Source organism: Algoriphagus algorifonticola (assembly GCF_007655305.1).
Lineage (GTDB): Bacteria > Bacteroidota > Bacteroidia > Cytophagales > Cyclobacteriaceae > Algoriphagus > Algoriphagus algorifonticola.
The window spans coordinates 54,287-66,552 of sequence record NZ_VLOG01000034.1; the positions used below are offsets into that span (position 1 = coordinate 54,287).

A 12,266-nucleotide genomic window follows, 5' to 3' on the forward strand; every position below is an offset into this window, starting at 1 on the left:
TTTTGATTTCAGACTTCAGACTTATTTTAGCTTTTTGACTTCAAATAACGCCGAATCGCTTTCCCCAATCGCTCAAAAGTATCTCTAAAGGTTTCTTCTTTTTCTTCCAATAGCGTTACGCGGAAGCCCCGCAGATCAGAACAAAATGAGGAAATTGGAACCACACAGATTCTTTCGGAACCAAGCAAGTAGTAAACAAAGCGCTTATCTAAGGGCATTTGCTCATCTGCAACCCATGCTTCCACCAATGTTTTCACCCTACCGTCCTCAATTTCTAAGGACTGATCAGATTTTAGAACTCCTTCTTCAAAAACAATAGTATTGTAAAATGCTCCCTGAGTAGGGTTGAATTTAATTCCAGGTATATCGCCAAGAATCTCTGCCATCCAATCACTTCTTTTACCGATAGCTTCATTGGCTTTCTCCCTGTACGCTTTGTATTCAGGATGACTCATGATCTTAGGAATTGCCAGTTGGGGTAGGATGGTAGAACATACCTCAATCATCTTGGCATTTTCCAATGTTTGACAAAGTTTGGAGAACTCCTTGGATGCTTCGCGATTGTAAAATTCCATCCAACCACAGCGAGCTCCCGGCCAAGGAAACTCCTTGGATATGCCTTTCAAAGAAATTGCCGGCCTATCCCCGATTACTTCTGCCAGAGCTACTGCCTTAACTCCATTGTAGGTGATGTTTTGATAAATCTCATCAGCTATTAATAAAAGATTAAACTCTTTAGCAATTTTCACAAAACCTTCCAATACCTCTTTGGGATAGACCATACCGGTAGGATTGTCCGGATTGATGATCAAAATTCCGACAATGGAGGGATTGTACTTGACCTTCATGTACAAATCATCCATATCCGGAAGCCATTGATTATCCGGGTCCAGTTTATAAGTGATAGGAGCTGTATTGGCATGGGCTGCCTCCGCTGAGCTATGAGTTGAGTAGGCGGGAGATGGGCCGATTATCCTTGCTGTAGGGATCAGAAATTGGTATAGTTTTGCAATTGCATCTCCAAGTCCATTGAAAAAAAGGATATCATCAGCACTCAATTTAACACCTCCCTGATGGTTGGTCAAGTTTGCCAAAAACGCTCTAGTCTCAGGCATTCCTTTGGAATCAGCATATCCATAGGTTTTATTTTCTTTGAGTAAGTCTGAAATGATTTCCTTCATCCAAGTAGGCACCTGATTACTTTTTTGGATAGGATCACCGATATTTTCCCAAGTGATGGGAAATCCCAAGGATTCAATTTGCCGTGCTTTCTTTACTATTCCACGGATTTCATAATTCAATTCCTCAGCTCCCGGGCGGAGCAGCAACTGTCTCATAGGTCAATAGGCTAGTGGAAAATTCCTCCACAAAGTAAATCATATTCAATGCTTTTAGCAGAAAAGAGAATTGGTTTTTCTTTTTAAAACCCTTAATTCCTTTCAAAAATTGACAATTTAAAGACCGGAGAATGATTGATGAGTTTTAAAAACAGAATTTTCTTTGGCATCAAATAATTTTCACATATATTTATAAATACTTCATATGCAGTAAAATGTATTTGGATTATTAGTTATTGAAAAATGATCGCCCTGACCATTTAATCAAACACTAACCAAATATCATTTGAAACGATGAAACAATTTTACCTATCAAGACTAATTGGGCTAATCTGCCTTCTAGTCTTTCCCCTCACTACCTTTGGGCAAACCAGAGGAAGCACTTCTTCGGTGCAACAAAATCTCCGCTTTCAGGAAGACTTTAATAATATAAATCTAGACCCTAATCCGAATGTAGGAGGTGGAACCCGTGTAAATTTCAGTCATCAGTTTTCTAATAATTCAGGATCAAGCTTAGGAGCATCTATAGCAAAAGATATCCTGGCACAAAACGGAATCAATATTCCGGGTTGGTTAACGGAGCTTGCTGACTTGGGAGGTTCGGGTTTCTTTTGTTCCAGTATTTCGCCAACATTTTCTGCCAATGCATCTGTAGACGCCGGCGGATATTACCAAGTGCATTCTGTTGGTTCATCTAACATTAACTTAGACTACCCCGTGGAAGTCTTTATTGAATATCCAGAAGCTAATACCTTTGCTTGCGGAGAAACAGTTAGAATCAATACTTCCTATCAGATACTAGACCCAGGAAATGGAAATAAACTACGGGTAAGTCCTCCTTTTATCAATCAAGAAATAGGACCTTTGATTGATGACCTAAGCTTAAGCGCTTCTATTGGAATAGATGCTGAGGTCGGTTTTGGAGTTACCATTTATTATCCATGTTTAAGCGGAATTTGCTCTGAAGAGATCTGTTCGGACAAATTATATTTTAATGAAGGTAAAGAGTTTAAGCTCAGCCAATCTTTACCAAGCCTCCCTGCTTTAATCAATATCTGTGATAAAGCATTTGGTCCAAATGCAACTCAGGCTGATATTTTAGCATGTAGATGGTCGAGCTTGAGTCCTTTATTCAATATCGGTCAAAGTGCCTTAGACGCATATAACCGACAACAAGGAACCACTTATTCTTTAGCAACTTTCCCTGATCAAAACACTGTATTAATAGGTCCTCCAGATCTTCCACCCAATGGTCCGACTATTCCGGAATTTGAAGCTTCATTCAGAAATACAGCAAGTACTGAATTAAATTCATTTTCTTTAAATGGAGGCACAAAACTGAAAGTTTCAGGCAGTAAAAACTCTGTGACTCAAATGAATTATGATCTAGTTTCTCTACTAGACTATGCGGGGTGGACAACCTCCTTTAGCTTGGGCAATAATTTAGGAAGTATAGACGCTGGTGATGTTGCCCCTACGCTCACGATGGATCAAGAAATGGATTTCGAATATGATCCAAAAGTAAATTTAGCCATCAGTTTAGGGAGAGAGATGAATTATACTGTCTTTAATAATGATGGAAGTTTCTCCCATTCAGATTTTGGATCAACCGTTTCTCTATTCGCTGGACAATACATAGAAGCCCAGTTTCCTCAAGAATTAAGTTCTCCAGTCCCTATTAATGGACAGTCTTTTATTAATGGGGATTTCAAAAGCTTATCCAAGCAGGAAATTTTTGAAAGCACTAAAATCACCTTTGGGGAATTAAAAATCGGAAATGCAGTAGATATTACTCTGATTAACGAAGAAACTACTAGAGAAAAAATTGGAACCAATACCATCATCGACCATACCTTCAACCTTCAAGGAACACAAATTCTTGACCTTCCTGGCTTTTTGCTTGATCCCGAAAATCCGGTCATAGAAGTCAAAGATGTAATTACAAAAGATATCCTGAACATAGGGGGTGGTCAACGACAGGTGGTTTATGAAATAGAGCTCAGCAATGAAGGTGATGTTTTACTCAGCGAAGTTCAGTCCACTTTTGACCTAGCAAAAAGCTTTCAGGATGCTTCAAATTTCTTTGTCAATTGTATCAGCAGTAATGGCCTGATCGTCAATTCAGAATTTGATGGGGAAGTTGATAAAAACCTTTTAGCCAACGGGAATCAAATTGGTGTAGGTGAATCTTTTACCATAGAAGTATTGGTAATTATCACCCCTGAAATTGCCTCAATTTCTGAATCTGGCTGCTTTGAGACAGTGGAGTATGACGTATTTGCGAAAGCGACCGGGGTAAGTCCAATTGGTACTTTTGTAGAAAACAATTTCAACCAATGTACTCAGGAGATAACAGGCCAAAACATTATTAACACCGTTGACTTGGGTGCGGAAGTCATAGCTGAATTAAGTGATTTCAGTATTTACGGGTTCGAAGAGGTATACTTTAGCAAAAACTTCACTGAGTCTCAAGGTTCGGTTGGGTCTGCTGGTGATATGATTTTCGAAAATGTATCCTTACAAGGTGGAGCTCCTGTGACCATTGTTGGCGATATCTATGTGGCCGATGAGTTGATCTTGAGGGGAGAATCGCGGGTTGTGTTTGATTACATGCAACTTGGAAAAGAAGTAGACAGCCAGAAAAAATCAGGGCTTTTGCCACTGGGTTCAATTAGCCGAGAATCTGACTGTGTAGTTTCTTTCGAACAGCCGATTATAGAAGTACCGGACAACAATTCCAAAGAGAAAATTCAGTTGAAAAAAGGAAAAACCATGGATCTCGTTCCTGGTATTTACCGCTCCATAGACATGCTGGAAGGCACTACCCTCAATTTAGTAAGTGGAGTGTATACCTTTGACAGCTGGAAAATTTCAGGCAAAAATGCCCTTGTCAACTTCGATGTGAGCGATGGGCCTATTCTTATCCAAGTGAATAAATGGCTGCCTCATGCAGATCAGCAATATCTTGCAGGATCTGACGGCGCGCAAAGCATGGTCAGCATTCACTATTCAGGAAAAGAGCCTGTCAGATTTAAAAACACCTTCTTCCAAGGAAATATTCTAGCACCTTTTGCTTCGGTAGATTTCGCAGAAAATTCGGTTTTGGAAGGAACGCTTTATGCCAATAAGGTGCAGTTTACAGACGGGTCTACTTTCAAAGGTCCAAAATATCTGATACCTCTGAATGCCAGCCCTGAATGCCAGCCTTTGGATGAGGCAGCAAGAAAACTGGAGGAAGAAGTTCAGGAAGTAGCTACAGAACTTGATAGAAGGCCTGAGCAGATCAGAATGTATCCTAACCCGACTTCCAACATCTTGACCATAGATGGTATTCACCCGGAAATCCTTCCGGCGCAAGTATATATTTATGACAGCAATTTCAGATTGGTGAAATCCCTGCTGGCGACCAGCACGGATGTTCAATTCGCCATGCTGGACTTGGCGAATGGATTATACTTTATCCGAGTCGGGAATCTAGGAACACTCCATAGAATTATTAAAAACTAAAACCTGATTAAACCTTTAAAGCAATAAAGCCGGGCATGTGTCCGGCTTTATTTTTTACCTATAAATAAATAGCATTCATAAACTTTCAGCATCTTATAGGATTAATGATCTTTATATTATTATCCGACTTCAACCTTTTATTGCCCAACTTGCCACATTGCAGTACGTTCAGGTAAATTCAGAGTGAATCATATCACTTATTAAAAACGATCCATCAAATTATCTTCCTGTGCTTTCAATCATTATCCGAATCTCTCTTTTCATCCTATTTATTGGCCTGATTGACTGGTATTCTTTCCAAGCCTTTAAGACGCTGTTCCCTTCTCAAACTTGGGTAAAAATAGGGTATTGGGCTTTTTCAATCTTCATTTATCTATTTGTCATCTATAGTTTTCTGACATTCGAAAGAGGTGCGCTCAGCCCTGCTTTTGGAAAAATGATTTCACTCCTATTTCTGTCTTTGATTCCAAAGCTGATTATTATCGCCTTTCTCTTTGGGGAAGATATACTTCGGTTTATTACTGGTGGATATTATTCCTTGGCTGAAAACAGGGAAGGTGGTTTTTTACCTGATCGAAGAAAATTCATCAGCCAAGCAGCCTTAGCAATTGCCGCTATTCCTTTTTTAGGGATTCTCCATGGAGTGCTGATTGGAAAATACCGCTATCGGGTGATGAAGCACACCCTAGAATTTGATGACCTACCGGAAGAGTTTGATGGGTTTACCCTCACTCAGATTTCAGATATTCATTCGGGCAGCTTTGACAACAAAAAGAAACTGGAATACGGGATCGACTTGATCAATCAGCAGAACTCAGATGTGATTCTGTTTACCGGGGATTTGGTCAATAATCAGGCATCTGAAATGGAGCCTTGGATCGAGACATTCAAAAAGCTGAAGGCTCCTATGGGTAAATATTCTATCCTAGGCAATCATGACTATGGTGATTACATGTCATGGCCAAATCGAGAAACCAAGGTGCAGAATATGCAGCGACTTTTCCAAGTTCATGAAGAATTGGGCTTCAAATTACTTCGAAATGAAAGTCTTCCTATCAAAAGAGGTAATGCAAGCATCGATTTGATCGGGGTAGAAAACTGGGGTAAAGGCTTTGCACAATATGGCGACCTCAACAAAGCTACTGGCAGTCTTAATGAGAAAAGCTTCAAAATCCTGATGAGTCATGATCCCTCCCATTTTGATGAACAAGTGAAAAGTTTCTCTCAGTTTATTCATTTGACACTGAGTGGGCATACGCATGGGATGCAGTTTGGAATAGAGATTCCTGGATTTATCAAATGGAGTCCTGCTTCCCTCCGCTATCCCAAATGGGCTGGATTATACGAGGAAATGGGACGCTACTTGCATGTGAACCGTGGCTTTGGATTCCTGGCTTTTCCGGGGCGGGTAGGTATTTGGCCGGAGATTACGGTGTTGGAGTTGAGGAGGAAAATGGGCTAATCCAAAGTTTTAAAAAGCCAAAAAGCAAAAAGCTTGTATTGATAATAAATAATAGCTTGTGTTTTCAATACAAGCTTTTAAAACTAATTGAAAACCAGATATTTAACTAGCTGGTTTTCTTTCTATTCCGAATCCCCTCCACAAAAAATACAATCGCACCTAAGGCAATTCCTACTCCTAAAAGCCAATTGGGTAATGGAAACAAGTCCAAATACTTTACAACTAACAAAAGTCCAAGGCAAAGGAAAATGAAAGCATGCAGGTATTTGAATGTTTTTTGACTCATTTTCTTTTCAAAAGATATCGGGTATGCCCATTGGGATAGCCAAAAATCAGTGTATCGCCTGAAAAGCCATAGCGAATAGTCTGACTCCCTACACTGGTGTTCATTTCCAATATTTGGTTATCGATGGTTTTCCATTGGAAAGTTGGAATGGCCGAATAGTCAATAGGAGCATTTATCCCAAATCTTTTGGCATCGTCTCTAAAGAACTGCGGATCAATGATCCATTTTCCATCCTTTGTAAAGGTTTCGACATAACTCTTTCCATAAAACTCATCCTTGATGATTTTTCCATTCACATCTTTGGAGAAAAGCATCGTCCATTTCCCAACCAGTCGTGGGTCTCGTTCGACTTTTTGAATAAAGGCTGTAGAAATGACCAATAGTATTACCAATAAAAATCTCACTTTCATAATGCTTCGGTTATTTCTTTTCTTTTAATCCTGCTTTCAGCATCATTCCCTGCGAAATAACCAGAAAAACCATGGCAATCGCAGTAAAATTAGGGACAGTATCTGCTTCATTAAGCCAAAAACCACTATGCCATAAGGAAAGGCACCCAATGACCAAAGCAATCAGAATCATGGCTATGTGAAATCTAAATCTTCGTTGACTCATCGGTTAAAATCATTTCATTCAATTTGTGAAATCAGCTCTCAAAAATCAATTAATTTGATAATTATATTAAAAAAACCTGATCACCCACAATCATGCCAGCTGCCTTATTTTCTTTGTTTGACTGGTTGGATGACCGATGACCGGTACTTCCTGATTCTGATCCTTTCAGCAGACAATAAGCCGTCTTTTTGTCAATACTGGTAAGAAAGCGGACATGCATATAAAAAAATTCTCTATTCAATCAAGCGACATCTTACTTAGTTAGCCTTTGCCTAAAAAACCATTTAACATCTAGTCAAATTCTCTTACTTGTATCTAAAAGGAAAAAAACAGAACACATTCAATGTAGTATCAATTCGACAATTTTTGTTTATTTTTGTCGAATCTATCCTTCATAAAAGTGGAAAAACTCTTTTATTTTAATGAGATTCTAAAAAAGCAGGTCCAAACTGACTTTCTCAGGAGCCTATTTCATCTAATCAATTGGAATCAGAGAATGATTGCAATTACAGGTGCAAGAGGGGTAGGAAAAACTACCCTAATGCTTCAACATCAAGTTTTGGGTCTTGAAAAAGAATCTAGATCTCTTTATGTCTCCCTAGATCACCCTTATTTTTTTGATCATTCACTTCTTAGCTTGGCAGAGCAATTTTACAAAGAAGGTGGACGATTTCTATTTATCGATGAGGTGCACAAATTCCCAAATTGGTCCAGAGAGTTGAAAATGATTTATGACCTTTTCCCTACTCTAAAAACGGTCTTTTCAGCTTCCTCAGCTTTGGAGATTTTCAAAGGCGAGTCCGATCTAAGCAGGAGAGTAATGATCTACCACCTGCATGGCTTGTCATTTAGAGAATATCTTTCCTACCAACTCAAAATAACATTTGAAGCTTATACACTGCAGGAAATTATTCAAAATCATGAGACTATAGTTCGAAGCTTGATGTCTGAGCTGGAAGAAAGGGTGCTTCGATTGTTTAAGGAATATTTAGAATGGGGTTATTACCCATTTGCTTTGGAGCTAAACAAAAAGGAATCACAAATCAGAATCAATCAGGTAATTAATGTGATTCTCGATACTGATATGGCGTACGCGGAGGGCTATACAGCTGCTACAGCCCACAAGCTTAAGAAATTACTGGCAGTCCTAGCAGAAACAGTCCCATTTCAGCCCAACGTATCCGAACTAGCAAGAAAATTAGGGATCGCAAGAGATACTATTTATCAATATCTCAAACTATTGGAAAGAGGCCTTTTAATCTCACCTCTCTACGCTCAGGGAAAAGGTATTTCCTTATTTCAAAAACCAGAAAAATTATTTTTGGAAAACACCAATTTGGCTTTTGCTCTTCAAAACTATCCGGACCTCGGAAATCTCCGAGAAACATTTTTCTTTAATCAACTTCGAAATGCTGGAAAAGAGGTGCTATATCCAAAGTCGGGTGATTTTTTGATTGATGGTCAGCTTTTTGAAATCGGAGGAAAATCAAAAAACAAAAAGCAAATCGCCCAAGAAGCTTCAGCCTTCGTGGTAGCGGATGATATTTTAATCGGCTACCAAAATAAAATTCCTCTTTGGCTTTTTGGCTTCTTGTATTAAAACCTTGAAGATGAAAACAAAACCCCTCGAAGATTTCTCCTCGAGGGGCATTGTTTCAGCTTTCTGATTTTAGCCTTCTGACTTCCAAGCTTACTTCAGATTCTTATATCGAATTCGTTTCGGTGTCACATCTCCCAGCCTTTTCTTCTTATTCTCTTCATAATCGGAGAAGTTTCCTTCAAACCAATATACTTGAGAATCTCCTTCAAATGCCAAGATATGCGTACAGATTCTATCAAGGAACCAACGGTCGTGGGAAATGATAACCGCACAGCCACCGAAGTTTTCCAAAGCTTCTTCCAAAGCCCGAAGCGTATTCACGTCCAAGTCGTTGGTAGGCTCATCTAATAGCAACAGGTTACCTCCTTCTTTCAAAGTCAAAGCTAAATGAACTCTGTTTCTCTCCCCGCCTGACAATACTCCTACTTTTTTCTCCTGATCCGATCCCGCAAAGTTGAACTTAGAAACATAAGCCCTGGAATTCACTTCCTTATTCCCCAATTTCATCAGTTCATTTCCTTCCGAAATCGTCTGGTAAACAGTTTTATTGGCATCCAATGAATCATGCTCTTGGTCCACATAGGCCAATTTCACCGTTTCTCCTACCTCAAAATTCCCGGCATCCGGTTTTTCCTGCCCAGTAATCAGTTTAAACAAGGTGGATTTACCAGCACCATTAGGACCAATGATTCCAACAATACCCCCCTGAGGCAATGCGAAGCTGAGGTTTTCAAATAATAATTTATCACCATAGGCTTTTGAAACATTATTAGCCTCAATCACCTTGGCACCCAACCTTGGCCCTGGCGGAATAAATAATTCCAGCTTGGCTTCTTTCTCCTTCGCCTCCTCTCCAACAAGCTTATCGTAGGCATTCAAACGTGCCTTTCCTTTAGACTGCCTAGCTTTGGGAGACATACGGATCCATTCCAATTCTCGCTCCAAGGTTTTTTGACGTTTGGATTCATTCTTTTCTTCCTGCTTCAATCGTTGTTGCTTTTGATCCAGCCAGGAAGAATAGTTTCCTTTCCAAGGAATTCCCTCTCCTCTATCCAGTTCCAAAATCCAACCTGCCACATTATCCAAGAAATAACGGTCGTGAGTTACGGCGATGACAGTTCCTTTGTAGTTTTTCAAATGTTGCTCCAACCAATGCACAGATTCTGCATCCAGGTGGTTGGTAGGTTCATCAAGTAGTAATACATCTGGCTCCTGAAGCAGCAACCTACAAAGTGCCACTCGCCTTTTTTCTCCACCGGAAAGGTTGGCCACGTTAGCATCACTAGGAGGCAGTCTAAGAGCATCCATGGCCTTATCCAGCATCACGTCCAGTTCCCATGCATTGGCGGCGTCTAGCTTCTCCTGAACCTCTCCCTGACGGGTAATCAATTTATCCATCGCATCCGGATCTTCCATTAGAGCAGGATCCATGAATTTTTCATTGATTTCTTCAAACTCCTTGAGCAAATTGACCGTGTCAGCAACCGCTTCTTCTACGATTTCCTTAACGGTTTTACTTGGGTCCAATTTGGGTTCCTGCTCCAGCATCCCAACGGTATATCCTGGGGAAAAAACCACTTCCCCAATGTAGTCTTTATCAATTCCGGCGATAATCCGCAATAGGGAAGATTTACCGGAACCGTTCAAACCAAGGACACCGATTTTGGCTCCGTAAAAAAATGAGAGATAAATATCTTTGAGTACTTTTTTCTGTGGCGGATAGACTTTGGAGACTCCAGCCATAGAAAAGATGATTTTTTCTGCGCTCATGCTTTGAATTTTTCTTGAGAAATTGCGTTAAAAGGCAAAGATGCAAAAAAAGCCCTTTCTTAGGATAAGTGCTTTTGAATTAATTAATTTGCGGAAAATTGAAAACGACCACCTAACCTACTGTAGAACAATGGAACATCCGTATGGATACATTAAGGACAATAAAGTTTATTTGAAGGGATTTCTTGGAAAAGCAGATAGGGAGATCGGTGAAGTAAAAGAAGATGAAGCCTCTACCCTCGCTTATTTCGAGGATCGATTTGAGCAAATCAAAGAAAAGGTAGAAAAACTAAAGTCCGATATTCAGGAAAACCAGAATAAGGGATCTTTTTTGATGAAACTGATTCACCTGAGAGATTCATTGTATGAATCAGATGCCTTGGGTGATTTTATCCCTTTAATCGAAGAACTCAATCAGCAGGAAGAATACCTGAATGAAATCATACAGGCTAATCGGGCTAAAAACCTGGAAGTAAAAAAAGCCTTGATTCTGGAAGCAGAGTCTATGAAGGACGATACTGACTGGAAAGCTACCACTGAGTTTTATAAAGAATTGAAAATGCGCTGGATCAAGACCGGTCCAGTGGAAAAGGAGATTCAGGAAGAGATTGAAACTCAATTCAATGATGCTGTACAGCATTTCTTTGAAAACAGAAGGCATTTCTTTGAAGGAATGGCCCTGCAGGCAGAGGAAAACATCAAAGTCTATGAAGCCTTGGTTGTTCAGGCAAGAGAAGCACATGATCTTCCCGACGCCAAAATGGCTTTTGAAATCAGCAAGAAAATTCAGAAAGAATGGAAATCGGCCGGAAAGGTACCTGCAGAAAAAAGGCAGCCTTTGTGGGATGAGTTTTCTCGCTTGAACAACAGAATTTTCTCCAGATATAAGCGTACACTTAATCCTGGTCCGCAGATGCATCCTCGGGAGGTAATGAAAAAAGTTGAGACCTTAACTGAGGAGATCAAGAAGCTGGCAGGTCAACCTACCACTCCAGAATTGATCAATCAGGCTAAGGAGATTCAGCAGGAATGGAGAAAACTTCCTCCTAGAAAACCTAAAGATGCCAACTTGCTGGCAAGATCTTTTCAGTTCTTTTCGGATATAGTCTTTGAAAAAGCATTTCTGGAAAAGCTGGTCCATGGAAAATACCCAGATTTTGATAATAAATCTGCTCAGGAACAAAATCAGATCAAAACTGCTTTACTGAAAGACTTACTTCATAGAGATCAAACGGAATACAATACAGCTCAGGGAAATACGGATAATTTCCAGGTGAGAAGCAGTGATTTCGAGATTATGATGAAGAAGAAACTGTCAGGATTAAAGAGAAAAGTTGACGTAAAAAATTATATTTTGAAACAACTTTCTTACAAATAATCAGTACACGATTACATATTAGAAAAAAAAGATAATTTTGCAACCTTAAAATCCGGAACACCTTTAAAATAAACACTATGTACTGGACACTTGAATTAGCATCCTACCTTGAGGACGCTCCCTGGCCAGCAACCAAGGATGAGTTGATTGATTACGCCATCCGATCTGGTGCGCCACTAGAAGTAGTGGAAAACCTCCAAGAACTGGAGGACGACGGAGAGCCTTATGAAACTATCGAAGAAATTTGGCCGGATTACCCGACCAAAGATGATTTCTTCTTCAACGAGGACGAATATTAATACCAAAGCCCC

At 39.8% G+C, this 12,266-nt stretch carries 9 protein-coding genes; 5 read left to right on the forward strand and 4 right to left on the reverse strand.

Going from position 1 to position 12,266, the window contains the following annotated elements:
• Window positions 1-26 precede the first annotated feature (26 nt).
• The gene (locus FL972_RS07420) at window positions 27-1,337 is read right to left on the reverse strand and encodes a pyridoxal phosphate-dependent aminotransferase (protein WP_144604411.1); all 1,311 of its coding nucleotides are present in this window, start codon (window positions 1,335-1,337) and stop codon (window positions 27-29) included.
• Window positions 1,338-1,631: 294 nt separating this feature from the next.
• Between FL972_RS07420 and FL972_RS07425 the strand changes: the two genes are divergently transcribed.
• Together FL972_RS07425 and FL972_RS07430 are read left to right on the forward strand one after the other, a co-directional pair.
• Window positions 1,632-4,844: a T9SS type A sorting domain-containing protein gene (locus tag FL972_RS07425; RefSeq protein WP_144604413.1), complete on the forward strand. Its 3,213-nt coding sequence runs from the start codon at window positions 1,632-1,634 to the stop codon at window positions 4,842-4,844.
• 229 nt (window positions 4,845-5,073) lie between these two features.
• Window positions 5,074-6,306 (forward strand): metallophosphoesterase, encoded by a 1,233-nt coding sequence (locus FL972_RS07430; RefSeq protein WP_250161313.1) that lies wholly within the window; start codon window positions 5,074-5,076, stop codon window positions 6,304-6,306.
• Window positions 6,307-6,588: 282 nt separating this feature from the next.
• Here the strand turns inward: FL972_RS07430 and FL972_RS07440 are convergent, their stop codons facing one another.
• The gene (locus tag FL972_RS07440; protein WP_144604417.1) at window positions 6,589-7,002 is read right to left on the reverse strand and encodes a hypothetical protein; all 414 of its coding nucleotides are present in this window, start codon (window positions 7,000-7,002) and stop codon (window positions 6,589-6,591) included.
• A gap of 10 nt (window positions 7,003-7,012) precedes the next feature.
• Window positions 7,013-7,207, reverse strand: a complete 195-nt coding sequence (locus FL972_RS07445; RefSeq protein ID WP_144604419.1) for a hypothetical protein — start codon at window positions 7,205-7,207, stop codon at window positions 7,013-7,015.
• 496 nt (window positions 7,208-7,703) lie between these two features.
• Here FL972_RS07445 and FL972_RS07450 point away from each other — a divergent pair, with 496 nt between their 5' ends.
• The gene (locus FL972_RS07450; RefSeq protein WP_250161314.1) at window positions 7,704-8,807 is read left to right on the forward strand and encodes an ATP-binding protein; all 1,104 of its coding nucleotides are present in this window, start codon (window positions 7,704-7,706) and stop codon (window positions 8,805-8,807) included.
• Window positions 8,808-8,897: 90 nt separating this feature from the next.
• On the opposite strand, the gene ettA is transcribed toward FL972_RS07450, so the two are convergent.
• Window positions 8,898-10,577, reverse strand: a complete 1,680-nt coding sequence (ettA, locus tag FL972_RS07455; protein ID WP_144604423.1) for an energy-dependent translational throttle protein EttA — start codon at window positions 10,575-10,577, stop codon at window positions 8,898-8,900.
• Between the two features lie 130 nt (window positions 10,578-10,707).
• On the opposite strand from ettA, the gene FL972_RS07460 reads away from it, so the two are divergent.
• Entirely contained in the window at window positions 10,708-11,955 is a 1,248-nt protein-coding gene (locus FL972_RS07460) for a DUF349 domain-containing protein (protein ID WP_144604425.1), read from the forward strand.
• A gap of 77 nt (window positions 11,956-12,032) precedes the next feature.
• Window positions 12,033-12,254 (forward strand): DUF2795 domain-containing protein, encoded by a 222-nt coding sequence (locus FL972_RS07465; protein WP_026952747.1) that lies wholly within the window; start codon window positions 12,033-12,035, stop codon window positions 12,252-12,254.
• Window positions 12,255-12,266 lie beyond the last annotated feature (12 nt).